Origin of the sequence: Catellatospora coxensis (genome assembly GCF_016862635.1) — a bacterium.
Classification (GTDB): domain Bacteria; phylum Actinomycetota; class Actinomycetes; order Mycobacteriales; family Micromonosporaceae; genus Catellatospora; species Catellatospora coxensis.
This window is the reverse complement of the sequence record NZ_BONI01000058.1, coordinates 16,909-40,986: the sequence shown is the minus strand read 5'-3', so window position 1 is coordinate 40,986 and position 24,078 is coordinate 16,909. Positions and strand designations below refer to the sequence as shown.

Annotated in this window: 24 protein-coding genes and 1 tRNA gene; 16 read left to right on the top strand and 9 right to left on the bottom strand. The window is 71.7% G+C overall.

Features of this window, described 5'->3' with window-relative positions:
- Positions 1-33 precede the first annotated feature (33 nt).
- The 3 genes from Cco03nite_RS28875 (at position 34) to thpR (ending at position 1,672) form a co-directional block, all read left to right on the top strand.
- Positions 34-486 carry an RDD family protein gene (locus Cco03nite_RS28875; RefSeq protein ID WP_203695680.1) on the top strand — a complete coding sequence of 151 codons (453 nt, stop codon included), beginning with the start codon at positions 34-36 and terminating at the stop codon, positions 484-486.
- Positions 487-569: 83 nt separating this feature from the next.
- The gene (locus tag Cco03nite_RS28870) at positions 570-1,130 is read left to right on the top strand and encodes a hypothetical protein (protein WP_203695678.1); all 561 of its coding nucleotides are present in this window, start codon (positions 570-572) and stop codon (positions 1,128-1,130) included.
- The gene (gene thpR / locus Cco03nite_RS28865) at positions 1,130-1,672 is read left to right on the top strand and encodes an RNA 2',3'-cyclic phosphodiesterase (RefSeq protein WP_203695676.1); all 543 of its coding nucleotides are present in this window, start codon (positions 1,130-1,132) and stop codon (positions 1,670-1,672) included. Before Cco03nite_RS28870 ends, thpR begins: the two co-directional genes overlap by 1 nt.
- Positions 1,673-1,847: 175 nt before the next feature.
- On the opposite strand, the gene Cco03nite_RS28860 is transcribed toward thpR, so the two are convergent.
- From Cco03nite_RS28860 to Cco03nite_RS28840, 5 genes are all read right to left on the bottom strand, one after another.
- Entirely contained in the window at positions 1,848-2,834 is a 987-nt protein-coding gene (locus Cco03nite_RS28860) for an aldo/keto reductase (protein WP_203695674.1), read from the bottom strand.
- 55 nt (positions 2,835-2,889) lie between these two features.
- Positions 2,890-3,909: a septation protein SepH gene (gene sepH / locus Cco03nite_RS28855; RefSeq protein WP_203695672.1), complete on the bottom strand. Its 1,020-nt coding sequence runs from the start codon at positions 3,907-3,909 to the stop codon at positions 2,890-2,892.
- Positions 3,910-4,101: 192 nt separating this feature from the next.
- Positions 4,102-5,262, bottom strand: a complete 1,161-nt coding sequence (locus tag Cco03nite_RS28850) for an acyltransferase family protein (protein WP_203695670.1) — start codon at positions 5,260-5,262, stop codon at positions 4,102-4,104.
- Positions 5,263-5,543: 281 nt separating this feature from the next.
- Entirely contained in the window at positions 5,544-6,668 is a 1,125-nt protein-coding gene (serC, locus tag Cco03nite_RS28845) for a phosphoserine transaminase (protein ID WP_203695668.1), read from the bottom strand.
- A 175-nt stretch (positions 6,669-6,843) separates the two neighbouring features.
- Entirely contained in the window at positions 6,844-7,947 is a 1,104-nt protein-coding gene (locus Cco03nite_RS28840; RefSeq protein WP_203695666.1) for a citrate synthase 2, read from the bottom strand.
- A gap of 262 nt (positions 7,948-8,209) precedes the next feature.
- On the opposite strand from Cco03nite_RS28840, the gene pdxH reads away from it, so the two are divergent.
- From pdxH to Cco03nite_RS28810, 6 genes are all read left to right on the top strand, one after another.
- Complete coding sequence (gene pdxH / locus Cco03nite_RS28835; protein WP_203695728.1) at positions 8,210-8,875, top strand: pyridoxamine 5'-phosphate oxidase; 666 nt, start codon at positions 8,210-8,212, stop codon at positions 8,873-8,875.
- 23 nt (positions 8,876-8,898) lie between these two features.
- Positions 8,899-9,822: an aldose 1-epimerase family protein gene (locus Cco03nite_RS28830; protein ID WP_239167743.1), complete on the top strand. Its 924-nt coding sequence runs from the start codon at positions 8,899-8,901 to the stop codon at positions 9,820-9,822.
- A 2-nt stretch (positions 9,823-9,824) separates the two neighbouring features.
- Positions 9,825-10,484 (top strand): nitroreductase family protein, encoded by a 660-nt coding sequence (locus Cco03nite_RS28825; protein WP_203695664.1) that lies wholly within the window; start codon positions 9,825-9,827, stop codon positions 10,482-10,484.
- A gap of 39 nt (positions 10,485-10,523) precedes the next feature.
- Positions 10,524-10,817: a type II toxin-antitoxin system VapB family antitoxin gene (locus Cco03nite_RS28820; protein WP_203695662.1), complete on the top strand. Its 294-nt coding sequence runs from the start codon at positions 10,524-10,526 to the stop codon at positions 10,815-10,817.
- 32 nt (positions 10,818-10,849) lie between these two features.
- On the top strand, positions 10,850-12,010 hold the full coding sequence (locus tag Cco03nite_RS28815) for an acyl-CoA dehydrogenase family protein (protein WP_203695724.1): 1,161 nt from the start codon (positions 10,850-10,852) through the stop codon (positions 12,008-12,010).
- Positions 12,011-12,120: 110 nt separating this feature from the next.
- Positions 12,121-12,891, top strand: coding sequence for a DUF4230 domain-containing protein (locus tag Cco03nite_RS28810; protein WP_203695660.1), 771 nt, complete (start codon positions 12,121-12,123; stop codon positions 12,889-12,891).
- Between the two features lie 2 nt (positions 12,892-12,893).
- Here the strand turns inward: Cco03nite_RS28810 and Cco03nite_RS28805 are convergent, their stop codons facing one another.
- Entirely contained in the window at positions 12,894-14,489 is a 1,596-nt protein-coding gene (locus Cco03nite_RS28805) for a N,N-dimethylformamidase beta subunit family domain-containing protein (RefSeq protein ID WP_203695659.1), read from the bottom strand.
- Between the two features lie 212 nt (positions 14,490-14,701).
- Here Cco03nite_RS28805 and Cco03nite_RS28800 point away from each other — a divergent pair, with 212 nt between their 5' ends.
- The 4 genes from Cco03nite_RS28800 to Cco03nite_RS28785 all read left to right on the top strand — a co-directional run bounded on the left by Cco03nite_RS28800 (position 14,702) and on the right by Cco03nite_RS28785 (position 20,558).
- Positions 14,702-16,060, top strand: a complete 1,359-nt coding sequence (locus tag Cco03nite_RS28800) for an L-serine ammonia-lyase (protein ID WP_203695657.1) — start codon at positions 14,702-14,704, stop codon at positions 16,058-16,060.
- 102 nt (positions 16,061-16,162) lie between these two features.
- Positions 16,163-18,352 carry a bifunctional glycosyltransferase/CDP-glycerol:glycerophosphate glycerophosphotransferase gene (locus tag Cco03nite_RS28795; protein ID WP_203695655.1) on the top strand — a complete coding sequence of 730 codons (2,190 nt, stop codon included), beginning with the start codon at positions 16,163-16,165 and terminating at the stop codon, positions 18,350-18,352.
- Between the two features lie 298 nt (positions 18,353-18,650).
- A complete protein-coding gene (locus Cco03nite_RS28790) occupies positions 18,651-19,961 on the top strand; it encodes an ABC transporter ATP-binding protein (RefSeq protein WP_203695653.1) in 1,311 nt (436 codons plus the stop codon).
- 132 nt (positions 19,962-20,093) lie between these two features.
- Positions 20,094-20,558 (top strand): DUF4442 domain-containing protein, encoded by a 465-nt coding sequence (locus tag Cco03nite_RS28785; RefSeq protein WP_203695651.1) that lies wholly within the window; start codon positions 20,094-20,096, stop codon positions 20,556-20,558.
- Between the two features lie 87 nt (positions 20,559-20,645).
- Here the strand turns inward: Cco03nite_RS28785 and Cco03nite_RS28780 are convergent, their stop codons facing one another.
- Positions 20,646-21,890, bottom strand: coding sequence for an MFS transporter (locus tag Cco03nite_RS28780; protein ID WP_239167742.1), 1,245 nt, complete (start codon positions 21,888-21,890; stop codon positions 20,646-20,648).
- Positions 21,891-22,021: 131 nt separating this feature from the next.
- On the opposite strand from Cco03nite_RS28780, the gene Cco03nite_RS28775 reads away from it, so the two are divergent.
- Together Cco03nite_RS28775 and Cco03nite_RS28770 are read left to right on the top strand one after the other, a co-directional pair.
- A tRNA-Arg gene (locus Cco03nite_RS28775) sits at positions 22,022-22,094 on the top strand.
- A 56-nt stretch (positions 22,095-22,150) separates the two neighbouring features.
- The gene (locus tag Cco03nite_RS28770; protein ID WP_203695649.1) at positions 22,151-22,528 is read left to right on the top strand and encodes a hypothetical protein; all 378 of its coding nucleotides are present in this window, start codon (positions 22,151-22,153) and stop codon (positions 22,526-22,528) included.
- On the opposite strand, the gene Cco03nite_RS28765 is transcribed toward Cco03nite_RS28770, so the two are convergent.
- A complete protein-coding gene (locus tag Cco03nite_RS28765) occupies positions 22,519-22,803 on the bottom strand; it encodes a DUF7660 family protein (protein ID WP_203695648.1) in 285 nt (94 codons plus the stop codon). The two genes, Cco03nite_RS28770 and Cco03nite_RS28765, sit on opposite strands and share 10 nt — an antisense overlap.
- A gap of 104 nt (positions 22,804-22,907) precedes the next feature.
- Positions 22,908-23,522 carry a hypothetical protein gene (locus Cco03nite_RS28760; RefSeq protein ID WP_203695646.1) on the bottom strand — a complete coding sequence of 205 codons (615 nt, stop codon included), beginning with the start codon at positions 23,520-23,522 and terminating at the stop codon, positions 22,908-22,910.
- 135 nt (positions 23,523-23,657) lie between these two features.
- Between Cco03nite_RS28760 and Cco03nite_RS28755 the strand changes: the two genes are divergently transcribed.
- Entirely contained in the window at positions 23,658-24,074 is a 417-nt protein-coding gene (locus Cco03nite_RS28755; protein ID WP_203695644.1) for a hypothetical protein, read from the top strand.
- Positions 24,075-24,078 lie beyond the last annotated feature (4 nt).

Below are 24,078 nucleotides of genomic sequence, written 5' to 3'. Positions count from 1 at the left end.
ATCATGCCGCCCCTCACCCCACCGGAGACCGGCTTGAACCATGCCTCCTGGCTCAGACGCGTCGGCGCGGCCGTGGTCGACCTGCTGGTCGCGGCCGTGTTCGTCGTGCTCGCATACGTGATCGACGGGCCCGAGGTCGTCGCGCCGTCGCTCGATCCGCGGACCGGGCAGGTCGTGCCCGGCGCGCCGAGCGGAGGCGGCGTCGTCCACTGGACGGTGCTGCTGACCGGGCTTGCGGTCGTCGGATACAACCGGTGGATCCAGGCCGGGGACACCGGCTTCAGCTGGGGCCGCCGGGTGCTGGGCGTCAAGCTCGTCGGCGACCGCACCGGCACGCCGGTCGGCGCGGGGCGGGCCTTCCTGCGCGATGTGGCCCACGTCGTCGACGCGCTCATCTGCTACCTGGGGTTCCTGTTCCCGCTGTGGGACGCCAAGCGGCAGACCCTCGCGGACAAGATCGTCCGGACGGTCGTGGTCGAGGCCTGATCGCGCGAGCGCGGATTATTCCGGCCGGGCGGCCGGTGATCGGTGACGTCAATCAACTGGCGGGGAAAGGGCAGGTGGGCATAGTGTCGTTCAATGTGGCGACCGACAGCGCTCTTCCGCTCACTCTCGGAGTGATCGCGCTCGTCGGTATGCCCGGTGCCATCGCCGCCGTGATCTGCGCGGACGACGTCGTCGCCCAGGTGCGCAGCCGGGCCGAGCAGGTCCGTGAGTCCTGGCACGAGCAGCGCACCCTCGATCGCCTGGAGCGCGCGTTCGCCCCGGCCCCGCCCGCCGGCCCGCCGTGGGTCGCCGCGGCCCGCGTCGCCACGGACGCCATCGGTTCCGCCCGGGAGAGCATGGTCCAGTTCGCCGCCGAGCGCCTCAGCGCCGTCGGCCTCGCCCCCGCCTGGCTGCCGCAGCCCGCGCCCGCCGGGCCGACCCTGGTGCCGTTCGAGGAGATCGTCGACCGGTTGCGGGAGTTGCCCCGCGACGATGCCGGCTACGACCAGGCGCTGCGCGACGCGTGCCAGTGCCTCGGCATCGCCGAGCACCTGACCGAGGTGGACGGCCTCGACCTGCAGATCGAACGGGTACGGGTCGAGGGCGCGCTCATCGCTGCGGGAGTGGTCCTCGCGGAGGCCTGATGCGCCTGTTCGTCGCCGTCTTCCCGCCACCCGGGGCGGTGGGCCACCTGGCCGCCGTGGTGGACTCCCTCGCGGTCAGCAGGGCACGCGCGCGGGTCACGCCCACCGAGCGGTGGCATCTGACCCTGGCGTTCCTGGGCGAGGTGCCCGACGAATCGGTCGGACCGGCCACGCTGGCCCTGTCCGCCGTGGACGGTCCCGTCGGCGAGCTGCGCATCCGAGGTGGCGGAAGGTTCGGCCACGGGCGTTCCACGGTGCTCTGGGCGGGCGTCGAGGGTGACGTCGACAGCCTGACCCGGGTCGGCCGGGCGGTGCGCCGCGAACTGCGGGCGCGCCGCCTGCACCCCGACGACAAGCGGTTCGCCCCGCACCTGACGATCGCCCGCCCCGGCGACCGGATCGGCCACAGCGAACTCGCGGGCGACCTGGCGACCTTGCACGACTACACCGGCCCGGCCTGGCCGGTCACCGAACTCGTGCTGGTGCGCAGCCTGCTCGGCCCGCACCCGTCCTACACCCCGCTGGCCCACCACCCGCTCTGAGCCCCGCCCCCGTGCCGGGTGCGAGCGCCCAGGCGCGCGGCGGCTCCGCCCGCCGTCTCCGCCCGGTGTGATCGTCTGACTTTGCCTGGCACCTGTGCGTATCTTGATCGCGTATTCGCCCGGCTGCCTGGCAAGTCGGGCGATCACTCGCGGCGTGGGCGGCGGGCGGCCGGGTTCACCAGGCCCAGGCCTCCGGGCCGGGGCCGCCCTTGCCGATCGGCGGGAACAGCTCGTCGAGGCGGGTCAACGTGTCCTCGTCGAGGGTGACGGCGAGTGCGCCGAGGGTCTTGTCGAGCTGCTCGGCGGTGCGCGGGCCGATGATCGGGGCGGTCACGCCCGGGCGGGACAGCAGCCAGGCCAGCGCGACGTCGGCGGGGTCGGCGTCGAGGGACTCGCAGAGCTTCTCGTACGCCTCGATGGTGCCGCGGTGCTCGGCCAGGGTGTCGGTCGACCGGCCCTCGCCGGACCGCCCCGCCGTGCCGTCCTTGATCTTGCGGAGCGCGCCGCTCAGCAGCCCGCCGTGCAGCGGCGACCACGGGATGATGCCGACGCCGTACTGCTGCGCGGCCGGGATCACCTCCAGCTCGACGTGGCGCGTCATCAGGTTGTAGATGCACTGCTCGGCGACCAGGCCGAGGAAGTGGCGGCTGCGGGCGGCCTCCTGCGCCGCGGCGATGTGCCAGCCGGCGAAGTTCGAGGAGCCGACATACAGCACCTTGCCCTGGGCGACGAGGGTCTCCATCGCCTGCCAGATCTCCTCCCACGGCGTCTTACGGTCGACGTGGTGCATCTGGTACAGGTCGATGTAGTCGGTCTGCAGGCGGCGCAGCGACGCGTCCGCGGCCTTGACGATGTGCCGGGCGGACAGCCCCTGCTCGTTGGGCCACTCGCCCATCTTGCCGTAGACCTTGGTGGCCAGCACGACCTTGTCCCGGCGGCCCCCGCCCTGCGCGAACCAGCGGCCGATGATGTGCTCGGTGATGCCCTCGCCGATCTTCCAGCCGTACACGTCGGCGGTGTCGAAGAAGTTGATGCCGTGGTCGAGGGCGCGGTCCATGATGGCGTGGCTGTCCGGTTCGGACGTCTGGGGACCGAAGTTCATGGTCCCGAGGCAGAGCCTGCTGACGGTCAGGCCGGTGCGGCCAACAGTGGTGAACTCCATGAGCACCCACCCTATCCCCGCCGGAACGGTGCCCGGCGGGGCGAAAGGAATCGCGTCAGCTTTCTCGGGCTGCGGGGGCGCCGCCGAAGAGCACGTCGTCCCAGCTCGGCAGGCGCTTGCGCGGCTTGTCGCCGGGGCCGGCCGCGGCCGTGGTGTCGGCGGGCTGCCGGCGCGGGCGCAGCACGGCCAGCGACGGCACGGCCGGCACCTCCTTGGGTGCGTCGGCGTCCTCGTCGAAGGCGCTGCTGTCCCGGCCACCGGCCAGCACGGCGCTGGCCGGGCGCTGGCGCGGCGCGTCCGAGGGCACGTCGAGCCCGCGGCCGGGGCCGCTGCCCAGGGGCCGGTCCATCGCGGCGACCAGCGCGTCACGGCCGGCCCGGATCGGGTCGCGGCCGGGGCGGCGCGTGGTGTCGGCCGGCGTGGGCAGGCCGTGGCCGCTGCGGCTGGGCGGCGGCGTCTGGCCCGCGGTCGGGTCCTGGCCCAGGATCTGGGTGGGACGCTCGGCGCACAGGTACTGCGCCATGTCGTCGTGCGGGGACACCGACTGCCGGTTGCGGTCGAGCTCCCAGATCGCCTGCGCGGTGGCCTTGCCCGAGGGCCAGGTGGCCACGACGCGCCAGGTGCCGTCGTCGCGCCGGTACGCGTCCCAGGAGATCTTCTCGGTGTCGATGCCGTGCTGGGCCAGCCGGCCGTCGACGACGTCGGCGAGGGTCGCGCCCTTGTCGGAGCTCTTCAGCCGGGTGCGCCGCGCGTGCTGGGCGAGCATGGCCCGCTCCTGCAGCACCGGGCCGGCGTAGCGCAGCACGCGGTCGACCGGCACGCCCGCGATGCGGGCCACGTCCTCGGCGCTCTCGCCGGAGCGGATGCGCGACTGGATGTCCCGCGGGGACAGCACGGTGGCCGCGTCGAAGGGCGACGCAGTGATGGTCATGGTGTGCGCGCCGGAGCCGCGGTCGGGATGGGTCGCCGAGGCGACGCGGTCGTCGATGGGCAGCGCGAGCAGACGACCGACCTCGTCCGCGAGCACGAGTGCCTGGCCGTCTTCGGAGAGAGCGACGAACCGTACGGGTCGCATCGTCAGCCTCCGTCCCCTGTGCCGGTCCATGCCGTGGCTGCCGGGGGGAGTTCCCGGCCACGGTATGACGTTCCCAAGAGAACACCGTACGCGTTGAAGGCACACCCGCGCACCCGCCACGCCGAGTCTGACGACACGCTCACATTCGCGTGCGGACATGTTCGGGGGTCCACCGTGGCCGGTGGGCCGCGTTCAGCCCCTGCGTACGGCGGCCAGCGACGTGGCCAGACCGCGCTTGAGCCGCGCGCCGAGCGGGCGCTCGACCCAGCGGTGGATCAGCCACGACACGCCGAGCATCAGCGCCACGATCCCGGCCAGCAGCAGCCAGTGCGGCGCCCGGTCGCGCAGCGCCACGATCAGCGTCTGCCCGATGGCCTGATGGATCAGGTAGAGCGGGTAGGTCAGCGCGCCCGCGACGGTCAGCCAGCGCCAGCCGACGCGGTGGAACGCGCCGAGCGCGACCGCCGCCAGCAGCGCGAAGCAGCCGGTGACCAGGGCGGCCACGCTCCACCAGCTGAGGTGGAAGTGCTCCAGCGGCGGATAGCCCTGCAGCCGGTACAGCGCGATCAGCCAGTTGACGCCGACCAGCCCCCACAGCAGCAGGTTCGAGCCGAACCGGTGGATCAGGAACAGCGCCACGCCCGCGACGAAGTACGGCGCGAACTGCGGCACGATCATGTTGTTGATCCAGCCCTGGTTCCAGGTGGTGGAGAAGACCGCGACCAGTGTCCACACGCCGCAGAAGTAGACGACCCGGCGGTAGGTCACGCCCAGCCAGACCACGATCGCGAAGAGCAGGTAGAAGCGCAGCTCCGCGCCGAGTGACCAGTACGACCAGTCCTGATCGGTGACGCCCAGCCCGCTCTGCAGCATGGTCAGGTTGACCAGCGACTCGGGCGCGGGCAGCGGCCCGCGCAGCGCCGGCCAGGCGGCGAGCACGGCCGTGGTCAGCACGACGCCGACCCAGTACGCGGGGAACAGCCGGACGACGCGGGAGACCGCGAACTCGCCGAGGCCGCGGCCCCAGCTGCTCAGGCAGATCACGAAGCCGCTGATCAGGAAGAACAGGTTGACGCCGAGCCAGCCGAAGGAGGCGACGGCGGCCAGCGGGCCGAACAGCGAGCCGGGGTCGACGCCCCACGGCCCGCGTACCAGATGATGGGCGACCACCAGCAGCGCCGCGGCCAGCCGCAGCCCGTCGAGGATCAGCAGCCGGGCCGGCGCGGTCCGCGCGGCGGGCGCGCCGTCGGGGCTCGCGGCCGGGGCGTCCACGACCGAGACCACCGGCCGGCCGGCCGTCGGGGCGTGCGCCGGCAGGGTCTGCGGCGGCGCCTCCAGCGGGATGGCCTTCATGACCTTCAGAACACGGGTACCCCCCGCTCGGGTTGAGGCGTCTGCCGCCTTTTTTCCGATCGGCTCCGTCTGCGTCGACACCAGTGGGACCCCTTGCGCTGGTCGGATGGGCTCGCTCTGAAGGCGGTTGCCCAGCCGTGCCGCTGGATACACCCGGCGGAAGGGGCGAGCCTATCCAAGGCACCTGGTTATCCGGGCAAAAGCCGCAGACATTCACCGGTACGCGGACAAAAATGCGGCGGAGCCCTTCGGGCCCCGCCGCATCAGGTGCGTGAAACGGTCTACAGCTGCTCGATCACGTAGTCGATGCTCGCGGTCAGCGCCTGCACGTCCGACGGGTCGATGGCCGGGTAGAGCGCCACGCGCAGCTGGTTGCGGCCCAGCTTGCGGTAGGGCTCGGTGTCGACCACGCCGTTGGCGCGCAGCGTCTTGGCGATCGCGGCCGCGTCGATGCCCTCGTTGAAGTCGATCGTGGCCACCACATTGGAGCGCAGCCCCGGGTCGGTCACGAACGGCGTCGCCACCGGCGACTTCTCCGCCCAGCGGTACAGGATCTCGGCGCTCTCCGCGGTGCGCTGCGCCGCCCAGGACAGGCCGCCCTGCGCGTTCATCCAGTCCGTCTGCTCGGCAGCCAGGAAGATGGTGGCCAGCGCCGGGGTGTTCAGCGTCTGCTCCAGCCGCGAGTTCTCGATCGCGGTGACCAGGTCCAGGAACGCCGGGATGTACCGGCCGCCGGCCTTGATCTCCTCGGCGCGCGCGATGGCGGCCGGGGAGAGGATGGCGATCCACAGGCCGCCGTCCGAGGCGAAGCACTTCTGCGGCGCGAAGTAGTAGACGTCGCTCTGGGTCAGGTCCACGTCCAGGCCGCCCGCCGCCGAGGTGGCGTCGTGCAGGATCAGCGCGCCCGGGTCGGCCCCGGCCACCCGCTGCACCGGCACCGCGACACCGGTCGACGTCTCGTTCTGCGGGATGCCGTACGCGTCCACGCCCTCCTCGGCGACCAGGAACGCGGCGCTGCCCGGCTCGCCCTTGTGCACCGTCGGCGCGCCCAGGAACGGGGCGTCCTTGACGGCCTTGGCGAACTTCGCGCCGAACTCGCCGAACGTGGCGAACTGCGCCCGGTCCTTGATCAGGGAGAACGCGGCGACCTCCCAGAAGGCGGTGGTGCCACCGTTGCCGATGATCACCTCGTAGCCCTCGGGCAGGCCGAAGAAGTCGGCCAGGCCCTGGCGGAAGCGGGCGACCTGGTTCTTCACCGTCTTCTGCCGGTGCGAGGTGCCGAGGAAGGAACCGGCGACCGAACTGAGCGCCTCCACCGCCTGGGGCCGTACCTTGGACGGGCCGCAGCAGAACCGGCCGTCGACAGGCAGGAGCTCGGCAGGGATGGTGATCGGCGTCTCGGCCATGACATCAGTCCTTCAGGCGTGTCAGATCGTGCGAGAAAGCATCGGCGACGCTGCCAATGCCGCATTCTCCCACGTCAACGACCCACCCCAGGGCTCCGTCCCATCGTTTCCCCCGTGACGGTCCTCACGCACGAAGGGCGCCCGTTGTGCGGACGCCCTTCGGTGTTCAGACCATTCAGTGGTGGCTGATGGCGCTCCAGCCTTCGACTTCCTGGGCCTTGCGGGTGCCGGGGCCGACGTACGTCGCCGACGGGCGGACCAGGCGGCCCAGCTTCTTCTGCTCCAGGATGTGCGCGGACCAGCCGGCCACCCGGGCGCAGGTGAACATCGAGGTGAACATGTGCGCGGGCACCTCGGCGAAGTCGAGCACGACCGCCGACCAGAACTCGACGTTGGTCTCCAGCACCCGGTCGGGGCGGCGGGCGCGCAGCTCGGCCAGCGCCGCCTTCTCCAGCGCCTCGGCCACCTCGTAGCGGGCCGCGCCCAGCTCCTTGGCGGTGCGGCGCAGCACGCGGGCGCGCGGGTCCTCGGCCCGGTAGACCCGGTGGCCGAAGCCCATCAGGCGCTCGCCGCGGTCGAGCACGCCCTTGACGTAGCCCTCGGCGTCGCCGGAGCGCTCGACGCCCTCGATCATGTGCAGCACCCGCGACGGCGCGCCGCCGTGCAGCGGGCCGGACAGCGCGCCGATGCCGGAGGAGATGCAGGCCGCGGCGTCGGCGCCGGTGGAGGCGACGACCCGGGTGGTGAAGGTGGAGGCGTTCATGCCGTGCTCGGCGGCGGAGATGAAGTACGCGTCGACGGCCTTGACGTGCCGCGGGTCGGGCTCGCCGCGCCAGCGCTTCATGAAGCGCTCGACGATCGTCTGCGCCTTGTCGATCTCCTTCTGCGGCACGGCCGGCAGGCCCAGGCCGCGGGCCGACTGCGCCACGAACGACAGCGCGGTCACCGACACCCGGGCGAGGTCCTCGCGGGCCTGCTCGTCGGAGATGTCGAGCAGCTGGCCCAGGCCCCAGTACGGGGCGAGCATGGCGACCGCGGACTGCACGTCGACGCGGATGTCACCGGAGTGCACGGGCACCGGGAACGGCTCGGCGGGCGGCAGGCCCGGCCCGAACTTGCCGTCCACCAGCAGCGCCCAGACGTTGCCGAAGGAGACCTGGCCGATCAGATCCTCGATGTCGACGCCCCGGTAACGCAGCGAACCGCCTTCCTTGTCGGGCTCGGCGATCTCGGTCTCGAAGGCGATCACGCCCTCCAGGCCCGGCTTGAAGTCGGACATGTCGTTCTCCCGGTTCGTCGACCTGAGGTTAGGTTCAGTTCGAGCAACATCTTGCCCCGCGGGTAACCGTTTGGCGACCCGCCCCGCACACGCCGGAAGCGTCTTCTTCGGCCGGCGGGGGACTTGTCAACGGGATTTCCACCGGCGGCGAGCTGGCACGACATGATTTCCGCTGCCGATACGCAGTGCGACAGGATGACTACGTGACTTGGAGCACATCTTGACCACCGGCCCCTCCGCCGCCCCGCACGATCTGGCGCGCATGCGCCGCGAGTACGAGCCCGCCGCCGGGCCCCGCCCGGCCGTGCGCGAGGAGCCCCTCGTCGAGGAGCACCTCGCCGCGGACTGGCCGACCCAGTTCGGCCGGTGGTTCGCCGAGGCGGTCGCCGCGCAGCTGCCCGAGCCGAACGCGATGATCGTCTCGACGGCCGACGCCGAGGGACGGCCGAGCAGCCGCACGGTGCTGCTCAAGGGCTACGACGAGCGCGGGTTCGTGTTCTTCACCAACTACGGCTCGCGCAAGGGGCGGGAGGCGCTGGCCAACCCGTACGCCAGCCTGCTCTTCCCCTGGTTCGCGATGGGCCGCCAGGTGGTGGTCTGCGGCCGGATCAGCCCGGTGGACCGGCACGTGAGCGAGGAGTACTTCCGGGTCCGGCCGCGCGGGGCGCAGCTCGGCGCGTGGGCGAGCGCGCAGTCGTCGGTGCTGCCCGACCGGCGGGCGCTGGACGACGCGTACGCCGCCGCGGAGCAGTCGTTCCCGGCCGAGGCCGAGGTGCCGCTGCCCGAGCACTGGGGCGGCCTGCGGGTGGAGCCGGAGACCGTCGAGTTCTGGCAGGGCAGGCGCAGCCGGCTGCACGATCGGCTCCGTTTCCGCAGGGACACCGGCGGCGGCGCGGACAGGTGGATCGTGGAGCGCCTCGCGCCCTAGAAAGCAATGTAGGGTGCGGGATCGTGACCAACTTTCGGCCGTCCGGCACCCAATGGACGCTCAGCCACGGTGACCAGACCGCTACCGTCGTCGAGGTCGGCGGCGGTCTGCGCAGCTACACGGTGGGCGGGGCGGAGATCCTCGACGGGTACGCCGAGGCGGAGCTCTGCCCGGCCGGCGCGGGCCAGCTGCTGATGCCCTGGCCGAACCGGATCCGCGACGGCCACTACCGCCACGGCGGTCAGGCGCTCCAGCTGCCGCTGAGCGAGCCGACCCTGCACAACGCCATCCACGGCCTGGTCCGCTGGCTGTCCTGGCACCCGGTGCGGCAGGAGGACGGCCTGCTCGAGGTGGAGTGCGTGCTGGAGCCGCAGCTCGGCTACCCGTGGCGGCTGGCGCTGCGGGTGGAGTACCGGCTGGACGACAGCGGGCTGACCGTGACCCACCACGTCGCGAACCGCTCGGCCGACACCGCGCCGTTCGGCGTCGGCACCCACCCCTACCTGCGGATCCCCGGCCTGCCGGTGGACGACCTGACACTGACCGTGCCCGCCCGCACCCGGCTGCTGGTCGACGGCCGCATGCTGCCCATCGGCGCGGCCAAGGTGGCCGGCGGCGAGTTCGACTTCACCGAGCCCCGGCGCATCGGCGCGCTGGAGCTGGACACCGCGTTCGGTGACCTGGTGCGCGACGACGAGGGCGGCTCGACGGTCACCATCAGCGCCGCGGACGGGCGCGCGGTGCACGTCTGGGCGGACCGCAACTTCCACTGGTGGCAGCTGTTCACCGCGCACACGCTGGCCGGCGAGCGGCACCGCCGCGCGGTCGCGATCGAGCCGATGACCTGCCCGCCCGACGCGATGCGCTCGGGCCGGGACCTGATCGAGCTGGCCCCGGACGAGACCTGGCAGGGCACCTGGGGGATCCGCGCCGACCTCGGGGCCTGAGCGTGGAGTTCGCCGACGTCGTCCGCCGGCGCCGGATGGTGCGCCGCTACGACGCGGACCGGCCGGTGCCCGCGGAGGCCGTGCACCGGTTGCTGAGCCACGCCGTCCGGGCCCCCTCGGCCGGCTTCGCCCAGGGCTGGGCGTTCCTGGTGCTGGAGACGCCGGAGGAGCGCGAGCGTTTCTGGGCCGCGGCGTCGCCGCAGCCGGGCGCGCGTACCCGCTGGCTGGTGAACATGCGCACCGCGCCGCTGATCATCGTGCCGCTGTCGAACAAGTCGGCGTACCTGGACCGGTACGCCGAGGCGGACAAGGGCTGGACGGACCGCGACGAGGCCCGCTGGGCGGTGCCGTACTGGCACGTCGACACCGGCATGGCCGCCCTGCTGATGCTGCTCACCGCAGTGGACGAGGGCCTGGACGGGTGCTTCTTCGGCATCCCGCCGCAGCGGCTCGACGCGTTCCGGGAGGCGTTCGCGGTGCCGGCGGAGTACAGCCCGGTCGGGGCGGTGAGCGTGGGCTACCGGGCGGCCGACCACCGCTCGGCGTCACTCGCCCGGGGGCGCAGGTCACTCGACGAGGTGGTGCACCGCGGGACCTGGGGATCGACCGGAGATGTGGCGCAGGCGTCGGCGGGTGCGCGCAACGTCGCCGACGGCGGTTAGGCTGAGCGCACTCGGTTTCTGGAGGGGAGGGCAGGGCGCGTGATTTTCAAGGCGGTGCGCGACGGGCAGCCGTACCCGGAGCACGGGTACACCCTCAAGCAGTGGGCCGAGATCCCGCCGCGGCCGGTGTCGCTGAACCAGCTCATCACGATCAAGCTGGAGATGGCACTGGACCGGGTCCTGGCGGAGGACTCGACGTTCTACGGGGACCTGTTCCCGCACGTCGTGCAGTGGAAGGGCGAGCTCTACCTGGAGGACGGGCTGCACCGGGCGCTGCGTGCGGCGCTGCAGCAGCGCCACCAGATCCATGTTCGCGTTCTGGTGCTCAGCTGAATTGCCGTTAAGGTGAGCCGGTGACGACTCCGGTGCTCCCCCTCGATCTGCTCGACCTGGACTCGCTGCTCACCGACGAGGAGCTGCAGATCCGCGCCGTGGTGCGGCGCCTGGTCGACGACAAGGTGCGCCCGCACGTGGCCGGCTGGTACGAGACCGGCCACGTCCCGGTGCGCGAGCTGGCCCGCGACTTCGGCGCGCTCGGCCTGCTCGGCATGCACCTGGAGGGCTACGGCTGCGCCGGGTCCTCCGCGGTCGCGTACGGGCTGGCCTGCCTGGAGCTGGAGGCGGCCGACTCGGGCGTGCGGTCGCTGGTGAGCGTGCAGGGCTCGCTGGCCATGTTCGCGATCTGGAAGTACGGCTCCGAGGAGCAGAAGCAGCGTTGGCTGCCCGGTATGGCCAAGGGTGAGCTGATCGGCTGTTTCGGGCTGACCGAGCCCGACCACGGCTCCGACCCGGCGAACATGTCCACCCGGGCCCGCCGTGACGGCGACGGCTGGGTGCTGCACGGCGGCAAGATGTGGATCACCAATGCGCCGCTGGCGGACGTGGCGGTGATCTGGGCCCGCACCGACGAGGGCGTGCGCGGCTTCGCGGTGCCGATGGACACCCCCGGCGTGACCGCCAAGGAGATCACCGGCAAGCTCTCGCTGCGCGCCAGCGCCACCGGCGAGATCGTGCTGGACGAGGTGCGCCTGCCCGCCGACGCGATCCTGCCCGCCGCGGCCGGCCTGAAGGCTCCGCTGAGCTGCCTCACCGAGGCCCGCTACGGGATCGTGTGGGGGGCGATGGGCGCGGCCCGCGACTGCCTGCACACCGCGCTGGAGTACGCGGGCACCCGCACCCAGTTCGGCAAGCCGATCGCGGGCTTCCAGCTCACCCAGGCCAAGCTCGCCGACATGGCCCTGGAGCTGCAGAAGGGCTTCCTGCTGGCGCTGCACCTGGGCCGGACCGCCGACCGGGGCGGGCTGCGCCCGGAGATGGTCAGCGCGGGCAAGCTCAACAACGTGCGTGAGGCCATCGCGATCGCCCGGCAGTGTCGCACCATCCTGGGCGCCAACGGTGTGTCCGGGGAGTACCCGGTGCTCCGCCACGCCAACAACCTGGAGAGCGTGCTGACCTACGAGGGCACCTCGGAGATCCACCAGCTGGTGCTCGGCCAGCGCCTCACCGGCATCGCCGCGTTCGCCTGACCCGCGCCCGCGGTTATCGCGTATTCGTCCGACCGCAGAGGGTGCTTGTTGTCGTGGTCGGGTAATACCGTGGTGTCCGTACACCCCAGCGGTCAGACAGGAGACGTCACATGGGCGCCGCCGACGAGCCGACGCAGAACCTGCCGGAGTTCAAGCCCGGCCGGTCCCGGCCGACCGAACCGCTGCCCCGGCAGCGACCCGACGACGAGGAGCACGAGCCGGTCGCGCCGCCGCGCCGGTCCGGATTCGGCCGCGCGCTGCTGACCCTGGTGGTCGTGCTCGGTCTGCTGGCCGGGGGCTACTTCGGCCTCACCGCGGCCGGGCTGCTCCCGAAGTGGACCAACCCGTTCGCGGAGCGCACGACCGACAACACCCAGCCGCCGCTGCTGCTGTCGATCAAGGACCTGAGCCGCTTCGTCGCCGCCGAGGGCAACTTCGAGGTCATCGTCGACCTCAAGCAGGACCGCAAGTTCATCCCGGACTGGCTGCTCAACCAGCGCACCCTGTTCGTGGCCGCGGGCACCGTCGAGGCGTACGTCGACTTCAGCAACGTCTCCGACGACAAGATCGTCGTCTCGCCGGACCGCAAGTCGGTCACGATCACGCTGCCGCCGCCGCAGGTCGCCGAACCGAAGCTGGACCTGGACCGCAGCTACGTGTTCGCCGAGGAGCGGGGCCTGATCAACCGGGTCGGCGAGTTCTTCGACGGCGACCCCAACCGCCAGCAGGAGACCCTGCTGAAGGCGGAGCAGGAGCTGGCCAACGCGGCGAAGAAGAGCACGCTGCAGCAGCGGGCCGAGGAGAACACCCGCAAGATGCTGGAGAGCATGATGCGCTCGCTGGGGTTCACCACGGTGACGGTGATCTTCGACGGGGCGTGATGTCAGGCCCGGTCGCCGGGCGCGCCCTTCGGGCCCAGCATGCGGTTCACCAGGTTCGCGGTGGCGCGCTGGATCCGGGAGTCGCGGTAGCCCCGGCGGTTGAGCGCGAGCGGCCAGTTGAAGGTGCCCGCGCAGAACACCACGGCGCCCGAGGCCGCCTCGTACACGCTGGTGTTCTGCACCGCGGGCTTGCCCTTGACGGTCATGTACGGCGAAGCGGACAGCAGGGTCTGCACACCGTCGGCGCCCGGGAAGCGGGCGTCGTGGCCGTCCGCCTCGCCGGCCACCAGCTTGCGGATCGCCGTCCCGTCCCGGACCCCGGTGCCCTCCCACATCCAGTGGGCGGCCTGCTGCACGATCAGCGGTGCGGCCTTCGCGACGACGCCGTTGTACTGCACACCGAGCAGCCGCTGCTCCGCGTCCTGCGCGTTGAGCGAGCGCCAGGTGACGGTCGACAGGCGTGCCCCCGAGGTGGGATCCTCCTGCGAGCTCTTGTAGCACGTGACGACCCGGTCCGGCCGTCCGTCGCCGGGCTCGTAGCGGATGTTCCAGTAGACGTTGTTGGCGGTCAGGAAGGCCAGGCTGGTCCCGCCGGCCACCCCGGTCTCGACGGCGGCCCGCATCTGCGCCGACCAGTACTCGTCGTGTCCGGGGAAGATCATCCCCGCGTGCCGGAGCGGATCGACCCGCCCGGTGTGCAGGTCGACGCTCGTGGCGTATGTCACGTCGTAGCCGCTGCGCTCGGCCCACTGGATCAGGTCGTAGTCGGTGTCGTAGAGGTAGGGCAGACCTGAGCCGCTGTAGGGCCGGTCGAAGGTGACCTTGCGGGACCGCTCCTCGGTGCCGAGCACGCCGTCGAGGCGGTAGCCGTGGTAGAGGCTGCGCCCGAGGCGGCCGTCGCGCGGCCAGGAGTTGTAGGCCTGGTACGTGGAGAACGGCAGCACGACGCAGAGGTTGCCGCTGCGGCTGTCGTCGCGGACGACGAAGACGGCGTGGCTGCGGTGGTTCGAGGCGGTGGTGAACACCGCCACGTACATGCCGGACACCCAGCCGGTCGGCACCTTCAGGGTCCAGGCCACCGGCCAGTCGCAGCTGATGAGGTTCGTCTTGACCGCGCGTTCCGCCTCCGGCTGCGGCCTGCCGTTCAGGGTCGGGCTGCTCACCAGGTGCCGGGCCCCGGCGCCGCCGTAGTGGCCCAGCCGGAACACCTCGATCCGGTACGGCTCGGGGGTGCCCACGTGCACGTGGAAATCGATCGACTCGCCGAGGCCGACGCTGGTCGCCGAGGCGTAGGCCGCGATCTGCTGCCCCACGTCGTCGGCGCTGCGGAAACCGGGATCGTCGGCGAGCCAGCGCTTGCCCACGGGGCGGCTGTTCTCAGCGGGGATCGGGTTGGCGGTGCGAGGCGCCCCGGTGCGGGGCGTCCCGGTGGGGGTCGGGCTGGGCTTCGGCGCCACGGGCGTGCTCACGGATTCGCCGGTGCGCTGCTGCGGCACCCTGGCGCCGGCCGGCTTGGCGGGGCTTTCGCTACAGGCGGCCAGCATCCCGGCGGCACCCGCGGCCAGCCCGATGGCGGCACGACGCGAAACAGAAGACATCACAGAACTCCCCCGAGGCGACGTCACCGGGACCGTGCTCCGTGGTCGCCCGCTCGGGTGGAGATGCTCGCCGATCGTTTCGCCGGACGTGGGGTGCCGAGGGGGAGGTGGGGGGCGCGGAACCGATTCCAGCGAGAGAGTACTCGGCTGACGCCCCGCCCGGTAGTAGAGCTACTGTTGACCGTCCGTTCCAGCGTCGGAAGGCACACCCCGTGATCAGCGTGTTCGACCTTTTCAAGATCGGGATCGGGCCCTCCAGCTCGCACACGGTCGGGCCGATGCGCGCGGCGAACCGGTTCGCGACCGGGCTGAAAGCGGACGGGCTGCTCAGCGGCGTCGCCATGGTGCGCGCCGAACTCTTCGGCTCGCTGGGCGCGACCGGGCACGGGCACGGCAGCGACAAGGCGGTGCTGCTCGGCCTCGCCGGGGACGACCCGGAGACGGTCGACACCGCCACCGCCGACGCCCGGTTCCGTGAGATCAAGGCCGCGGGCCGGGTCCGGCTGCTCGACATCGAGGACGCGAGCTTCGAGCTGACCCTGCACCGGCGCCGCTCGTTGCCGTACCACCCGAACGGCATGACGTTCGCCGCGTTCGACGCGGCCGGGACGTGCGTACGCGAGCGCACCTACTACTCGGTCGGCGGCGGCTTCGTGGTGGACGAGAACGCGGCCGGGGCCGACCGCATCAAGGCGGACGACACGCCGGTCCGTTTCCCGTTCCGGACCGGCGTCGAGCTGCTGCAGCTCGCCAAGGACACCGGCCTGCGCATCAGCGACATCGTTCTCGCCAACGAGCTGTCCTGGCGCTCTGAGGCCGACGTGCGGGCCGGGCTGCTGCGCATCTGGCAGGTCATGCAGGACTGCGTGGAGACCGGCTGCACCGTCGAGGGCACCCTGCCCGGTGGGCTGAAGGTGCGCCGGCGCGCCGCCGAGCTGCACCGCACCCTGTCGAAGGAGCACTTCACCACCGACCCGCTGCGGGTCATGGACTGGATCACGCTGTTCGCGCTCGCCGTGAACGAGGAGAACGCCGCGGGCGGCCGGGTGGTCACCGCCCCGACCAACGGCGCGGCCGGCATCGTGCCCGCGGTGCTGCACTACTACGCCCGGTTCGTGCCGGGCGCGAACGAGGACGGCGTCATCCGCTTCCTGCTCACCGCCGCCGCGATCGGCGTGCTGTTCAAGGAGAACGCGTCCATCTCCGGGGCCGAGGTCGGCTGCCAGGGCGAGGTCGGCTCGGCCTGCTCGATGGCGGCGGCCGGGCTGGCCGAGGTGCTCGGCGGCACGCCGGAGCAGGTGGAGAACGCGGCGGAGATCGCGATGGAGCACAACCTGGGACTCACCTGCGACCCGGTGGGCGGCCTGGTGCAGATCCCGTGCATCGAGCGCAACGCGGTGGCCAGCGTCAAGGCGATCACCGCGGCCCGGATGGCGATGCGCGGCGACGGCAACCACTTCGTCTCCCTGGACAAGGTGATCAAGACGATGCGGGAGACCGGCGCCGACATGAAGATCAAGTACAAGGAGACCGCGCGCGGCGGCCTCGCCGTCAACGTCATCGAGTGCTGAGGAGCCGGGTTCACCCGTCCGGGCGCGGCCCGCGTTGTTAGCGTTGACGCGATACCGGACACGGGCCCGCGCCGGCCCTGCCGCACGGGGGGCGATGCCGACGTGACGCTGCTCAGCCTGGTCCTGCCCGCCTACAAGGTGCAGGGTTACCTGCGCGAGTGCCTCGATTCGATCCTGGATCAGGGCTTCGCCGACCTGGAGCTGATCGCGGTCGACGACCGGTCGCCCGACCACTGCGGCGAGATCCTCGACGAGTACGCGGCACGGGACCCCCGGGTGAAGGTGCTGCACCTGGCGCAGAACGTCGGGCTGGGCGAGGCGCGCAACGCCGGGCTGGCCCGGGCGACCGGCGAGTACGTCTGGTTCGTCGACACCGACGACACGCTCACCCCGGGCTCGCTGGAGAAGGTCGCGCGGGCGCTGCGTGAGCAGGCTCCCGACGTGCTGATCGTGGACTTCGAGCGCACGTACCCGATCGGCCGGCCGCGACGCAGCAGGCTGCGCCGGACGCTCGCGGCCGCGGCCGGGCCCAACGGCGCCGATCTGCGGGCCCGCCCAGGGCTGATCAAGAGCATCCACACCGTGTGGAACAAGATCGTCCGGCGGGACCTGCTGGCCCAGCTCGACCTGCGCTTCGCCCCCGGCTGGTACGAGGACGTCTCCTGGACGTACCCGCTACTGGTCGGCGCGGAGCGGATCTACACGCTGGAGGAGGTCTGCTACGCCTACCGCCAGCGCCGCCAGGGCGCGATCACCCGCACCGTGAACCCCCGGCATCTGGAGGTCTTCACCCACTGGGAGCGGGCCTGGGAGCTGATCGACCGGCAGGGCGGCCGGGCCGACCCGGTGCGGCCGGTGCTGTTCGCGCGCATGATCTGGCACCTGATGCAGACGGTCGGCAACGCGGACCGGCTGCCGCCGAACCTGCGCAAGCACTCGTTCCTGCGCACCGCCGACATGTTCGCCCGCTACCTGCCGACGGGCGGGTTCGCGCCACCGCGCGGCGCGGACGGGCTGCGCTACCGCCTGGTGTCGCGGCGCGCCTGGCGCCCCTACGCGGCACTGCAGGCGGTGCGGCGCGCCCAGTGCCGGATGCGTGACGCGCTCACCGGGCAACGCGACCGCCCGGGACGCGGCGGCCTGGGCCTGCTCGCCCGCGCCTATTACCGGCTGCAGCTGCGGCTGCCGCTCGACCCGAATCTGGCCGGGTACGCGGCGTACTGGTACCGCGAGGTGTCCTGCAACCCGGCCGCGGTCGAGCAGGCGGCCCGCGGCCTCGCCCCGCACATGCGCGGGGTGTGGGTGGTCGGCCGGGACGCGACCGGCGCCGTCCCGGCCGGCACGGCGCACGTGGTCGAGGGTTCGCGGGCCTACTACCGGCTGCTGGCCCGGGCGAAGTACCTGGTCAACAACGTGAACTTCCCGGACTTCGTCCGCAAGCGGCCGGGTCAGGTGCACCTGCAGACGCACCACGGCACCCCGGTCAAGGCGATGGGCCTGGACGGGCAGCACCATCCGGCGGGCGAGAAGCACAACTTCGCGGCCCTGCTGCGCCGCTGCGACCGCTGGGACTTCAGCGTCAGCGCGAACGCGCACAGCACCGAGGTCTGGGACCGGGCCTACCCGTGCGCCTTCGAGGCGCTGGAGACCGGCTACCCCCGCAACGACCGGCTGGCCCGGGCCGGCGCGACCGAGTCCGCGGCGGCACGGGCGGCGCTCGGCATCCCGGCCGACGAGACGGTCGTGCTGTACATGCCCACGTCCCGCCCGGAGCCGGGGCGGCTGCCGCCGTTCGACGCGCCCGCACTGGCCGCGGCGTTGGGCCCGCACGGGCTGGTCCTGGTCCGCGGACGGCACGTCGCGGCCGCGTCCGGTGCAAGCGACCAGGTGCGGGACGTTTCCAGCCATCCCGCGGTGGAGGACCTCTACCTCGCCGCCGACATCATGATCACCGACTACTCGTCGGCGATGTTCGACTTCGCGGTGCTGGACCGGCCGATCGTGCTCTACGCGCCCGACTGGGCGCAGTACCGGGCGGCCCACGGCGCCGAACTCGACGTGCTCGCGCACGCCCCGGGGCCGGTCGTCCGCAGCCTGCCCGAGCTGGTGTCGCTGCTGCGGGACGGCCGCGCAGGCGAGCAGAGCGAGCGCCGCAGGGCGTTCCGCGAGCGCTTCTGCGCCTGGGACGACGGGCACGCCGCCGAGCGGGTGGTGCGCCGGGTCTTCCTCGGCGAGCAGGTCACCCCGTCGCGGCTCCCTGCTGCCATGCGAGCACGTTCAGTAGCCTCTTGACCGCATACGGCGATTGTGCGGTCACCTGGTGACGGGCACGCCGCACCGGGGTGACGCCAGGGGTGACCCCGCTCTTCCCGGATCTGGATCGTGATCCGCTCCGGACCTCGCCGAACACACCCTCCGAAAGAGACACGGTGTGTTCGCAGACGATTCCGCAGCGTCGTGAACTGCGCGGTGGGCAAGGTAATACGTCCGTGACCGCCTGAACATGGAACGTTTACCCGATAGGAAGACGGGCTATTTTTCGAGAGTGTGTCCAGATTCGGGGCCGGATCGAGGGCTGTGGGAGGAGACGGTGACAACCGTCGCGCTCAAAGACGTCACCAAGGTTTTTCCAGATGGGACCGTAGCGGTCGACAACGTCAGCCTGGACGTGGCCGACGGGGAGTTCATGGTGCTGCTCGGCCCGTCGGGCTGCGGCAAGTCGACCGTGCTCCGCATGGTCGCCGGGCTTGAGGACCCCAGCAGCGGCGCCATCATGCTCGACGGCCAGCTGGCCAACCAGCTTCCGCCGCGCGACCGGCGTATCGCCATGGTCTTCCAGGACTTCGCGCTGTACCCGCACATGACCGTCGGGGAGAACATCGGCTTCCCGCTGCGGCTGTCCGGCATCGAGCCGGAGCCGCGGGCCGAGCGGGTCGCCGACGTGGCCAGCGCACTGGGCATCGGGGACGTGCTGGGCCGCAAGCCGAGCCAGCTGTCCGGCGGCCAGCGCCAGCGCGTGGCCATGGGCCGCGCCATCGTGCGCCGCCCCGGGCTCTTCCTGATGGACGAGCCGCTGTCCAACCTCGACAGCGGCCTGCGCGCCGAGCTGCGCGCGGAGATCTCCGGACTCGTCCGCGAGCTGGGCGTGAGCACCGTGTACGTGACGCACGACCAGGCCGAGGCGCTGACCATGGCCGACCGGGTCGCCATCATGCGCAAGGGCGTGCTGCAGGACGTGGGCACGCCGACGCAGGTGTACGGCAAGCCGGCCACCCTCTACGTGGCCGCCTTCCTGGGCAGCCCGCGCATGAACCTGCTGGAGGCGTCGGTCTACGTGCACCTGGACCGCTACGTCCAGCTCAACCTGGGCGAGCAGTCGCTGTACCTGAAGTGGGACGACATCCGCGCCCGCGCCGTGTCGCACTTCCACGGCGAGCGCATCGTCATCGGCGTACGGGCCGAGGCCCTCACGCCGGTCGCCCCGGACACCCCGGGCGACGTGCTGCAGGGCCGGATCCGCTACCTGGAGCACCACGGTCACGAGTCGCTGGCCTTCGTGGACATCGGCGCGACCGCGGTCGTGGTCGACGAGATCGGCCGATCCGCGGCCGAGGCCGAGGAGCACGGCTCCCGGCTGCGCCGCTTCGGCCACGTCATCAACCGGATGAAGGGCCGTTCCAACGGGGCTGCCACCTCGGTGGTCGAGCGGCCGTCCCACCGCGAGCGGGAGAGCGTTCTCTCCGACCCGGGCCGCCACCACCGGCGGGCTGCCGAGCTGGCGGTGCGGCTCGCGCCGTATCCGCAGATCGCCTCGGGCCACCCGCTGTCCATCGCGGTGCGCATGGACGCGCTGCACTTCTTCGACGAGCGCGGTGACCGGATCGACGTCGGCTGGCGCTGACGGGTCACCGCTCAGCGGCTTTCAAGATCGCCGTTTCCGATCGAGATCTGGGTACCCACACAGATCTCGACCGGAAACGGCGATCTTTCATTGCGCCTTGCCCACTTAGTTACTCGTGGGTAACGTGGCGGCATGACGATCGACGCCACCGCTGTCGCCGAGGGCCTGCTGGCCACCGTGCCCTTCGCCCGCACCATCGGCACCCGGTTCACCGAGATCACCGTGGACGCGGACGGCGTACGCGCCGTCGCCACGCTGCCCGACGACCCCGCCGTGCACAACCACGTCGGCGGGCCGCACGCCGGCGCGATGTTCACCCTCGCCGAGACGGCCTCCGGCGCGATCGTGCTCGCCGCGTTCGGCGACCAGCTGCACCGAGCCACGCCGCTCGCGGTGCGCGCGGAGATCGCGTACAGGAAACTGGCCATGGGCGACGTCAGCGCGACCGCCACCCTGTCCCGGCCGCCCGCGGACGTGGTGTCCGAACTGGACGCCGGGCAGCGGCCCGAGTTCGAGGTGAACATCGTCATCGCCGACGCCGCGGGCGTCACCACCGGCGAGATGACCATCATCTGGACCCTGCGCCCCAACCGCTGAGCCCGCCGATCACGCCTTACCGGCAGCGCTGCGTGCACACCGTTCGCGGCGGCACGCAGCGTGAGCGGTGGGACGGTACGCGGCGGATCACCTGGCCGCCGCGGGCACTGCGGTGGCCGCTGCGGCGCGGCCGGCGGCGCGGCGCAGCCCCCAGCGGATGACGTGTGGCGCGACCAGCCCCGCGGTCGCGAAGATCGCCGCGAGGGCGCTCCAGCCCGGCGCGCCCCAGCCGATGACGAGGGCCGTGATCAGCGGCGGCCCCACCATGTTGCCGATCTGCCGCCCCGTCTGGTGCACGCCCTGATACTGGCCCTGCGCCCAGTCCGGGGCGAGGTCGAAGACGACCGCGAACGTCGCGCTCGACAGCCACAGCTCGCCCAGCACGTGCACCACCGACGCCCCCAACACCAGCACCGTCACCAGCCACGACGGCCGCCCCGCCGACAGGCCGAACAGGACGCACGAGGCGCCCACGACCAGCGCCCCGCGGCGGGCCACCCCGACCGCGTCCGCCGCGGTGTGCGTGCCGCGTGACGCCCATACCTGCAAGGTCACGCAGCCGATCGTGTTGACCAGCAGCGCCGCGGAGACCAGCGCGACGGGCGCGCCCGTGTACGCGACCAGCCACAGCGGCAGCGCCAGGCTCAGCACCTCGTTGTAGAGCGCCGCCACCAACCCGTCGAGCAGTGCGAACGTCAGGAACGGCCGATCGCGCAGGGCGACCATCCGCGGCCCGCCCGGCGGCACTGCCGCGGGCGCCACGGCGGCGACCCGCGTGACGACGGCCGCGGCGAGCAGGAACGTCACCGCGTTGCCCAGCAGCACCGCGAGGTAGCCGGCGCGCACGTCGAGCAGCAGCGGCAGGCCGCCGGCCAGGGTGCCCAGCGCGATGCCGGCGTTGTTCGTGGAGCGGATGAAGGCCCTGGTGCGCACCCGCTCCGAGGGCGGCACCGCGCCCGCGATCATCGCGCCGTTCGCCGCCTTGACGGTCGCGTCGGCGACGGCGATCACGCAGGCGATCAGCACGTACGACCAGAGGTGGTGGACCTGGGTCAGGCCGGTGAAGCAGGCGGCGAGCACGATCAGCGCCGCGATCTGCACCTGCTTCGGGCCGCGGCGGTCGGCGAGGTAGCCCATCGGGGTGGTGAGCACCATGCCGGCCAGGGCGGCGGCGCTCAGGCCGATCGCCAGCTCGGCGGGGCTCAGGCCGACCGAGCGGGTGAGGAAGAGCGCGCTGGTGGTGAGGTAGGCGCCGTTGCCGAAGGTGTTCACCAGGGTGGCGAACATGAGGACGCGCGGGGTGCCCGGGGCGGGGAGGAGCTTGCTGATCACTCTCGGATTTAACAGTACGTACGTACGGTTTGTAAAGCGGGATGGGTCTGAGCAGGGTGGAGAACACGGCAGAGGGCTCGGACGACCTCGTACCGCGAGATGTCCCGCCAGTCGCTAGACTGTGCACTCGCGCCCTCGTAGCTCAGGGGATAGAGCAACGGTTTCCTAAACCGCAGGTCGCAGGTTCGATTCCTGCCGGGGGCACCTCGATGATCAGGCATTTCTTATTCTTGACCTCGGCCTGATGCCATGCTGCGGTGATGACCGACTCCCGGCAGACGGACCTGATCACGGCGTTCGCGGCGGTGATCGACCCGCTCGTCCGGCGCATACTGACCGCGGCGGATCTGCCGGCGGTGTGCGACCTTGTCGACGAGGTCAGGTGGCAGTGCACGCAATCGCCCTACTTCGAGGACATGTGGGGTGCGGGCGAGCTGAATGCGATCTGGGGGGAGCTCGACGACATCCTCGACCGCTGGCCGGTCGACTACGGACCGCAGACCGAGACCATCGCCTTGCGCGAGTTCCGGCGCGCGGCCGAGGAGTGGCTGGCCATGCCCCGAACCGAGGACGGCATCAGGAACTACGTCCACCGGTGGCGGACGCGCTTGAACGAGCGCTTCCAGGGCTACTCGTAGCCGCTGGCGGCGATGAGGGCTTCTGCGAACAAGCGCCACTCCGCCGCGGCCGGGTATTGCCGACCGAGGTTGGCGTACAGCTGTGGCTGGGCCTTCAGGCAGCGGGCCAGCGAGTCGAGGAACCGCTCCAGGGTGCCGTTCTCCCACGCGGTCGGGTGAGCGCGCAGGTCGTGGAGCATCCGCTCGACGACCTCGGCGACCTCAGTCGCCGAGGTCACCGCCTGCACGTCGTCTTGGGGCACGGCGGCGAAGCGGCCGGTCTCGTGAGCGCTCATGAGTCGATGATCCCCTGCGCCGATTCTCCCGACGGCGAGGGTTCGCCCGCGGCCCGGATTGCCGCAACCCGCCAAGGATCGGCGCTGATCAGCTGTGACGTGGTTCAGCCGGGTTCCGTGACATGGCCGTACGGGCTGAAGGGCATCGGCAGGATCTCGCGGAGGTAGTCAAGCGACGGAATCCGCCCGGGAGTGCCGCCGAGCACGTCCAGGAGCAGATCGAGCATCCCGCCGTCGTAGCGCTCGGCGGAGCGCATCGGGATGTCCGCCACGACGCAGGTCCAGGTATCCGGGTCGTCGGCGGTGATCTCCCAGCACAGCTCGTACTCGCCGTTGACCGAGCCCCACGCGAACAGCTCACCGGGCTGGTCGCCGAACCGGGGCAGATCCGGTTCGTCGTTCGCCGGATCGTTGCGGGCCATCAGTTGTTCGACGTAGGCGCGGGTGTCGCAGAGGAGAACGAACGCGGGGTCGAACGGATGGAACACCTGCACCAAGCCGAACGCGCCGGGCGGGAACAACTCGACGTAACTCTTGAAATCAGCCGGGAAGGGTCGGCTGAAGGCGATCTCAAGCGCCTGCCAGTTCGGCGGGTGCGGCCGGCGGCCTGTCCAGCCGGTCAGCTCGGCGAGTCGAGCGGCGCGTGTCCGGTGGGCGGACTCCAGGACGGTAGGTGACAGGCGTTCGCCGTCAGCGGGGGTGAAGGGTGATGGCACCACCGCCGAATTCTGCGCGATGAGCGCATCAGGTGCTACAGCTCGATCAGCCGGCGCGAATTCGACGAGCTCGGCTGTCGTTTGTGGTCGTGTGATCCTGCCCCCCGCATCCGTGTGGAAGAAGCTATGGTTCCGCCCGTGATCACTGTGGCCGAATGCATCAGCCGGAGTTGCACGACCGGATGGCTCGACTGGGTTCACGGCGAGCTGTGGCTGACGCCGACCGGGCTGGTCCGGCGGCGTCTCAGCCGGGCGGAGTCGAGGGCGAACGGGTTGGGGCCGACGGTCACCGCGCCACTGCCCCGCGCCGAGCTTCCCGAGGCCGCCCTCACCCGCGTCCTGGCCGAGCACGCGACGAACAAGGTCGTCACCTTCGAGTCCGTGGACCGAGCACGTCTGGTCAGAGGCGTCACCGCGCATGGCTTACGGCTGGTGCTGCGCGACGGCTCGCGCCACAAGCTGCTCTGGCTGACCCGGGACCCGGCATACGGAATCCTCGCCGACGTTCTGCCGTCCGTGCTCGGTGATCGCTTCGCCGGAACGGCGACCAGCTGAGCCG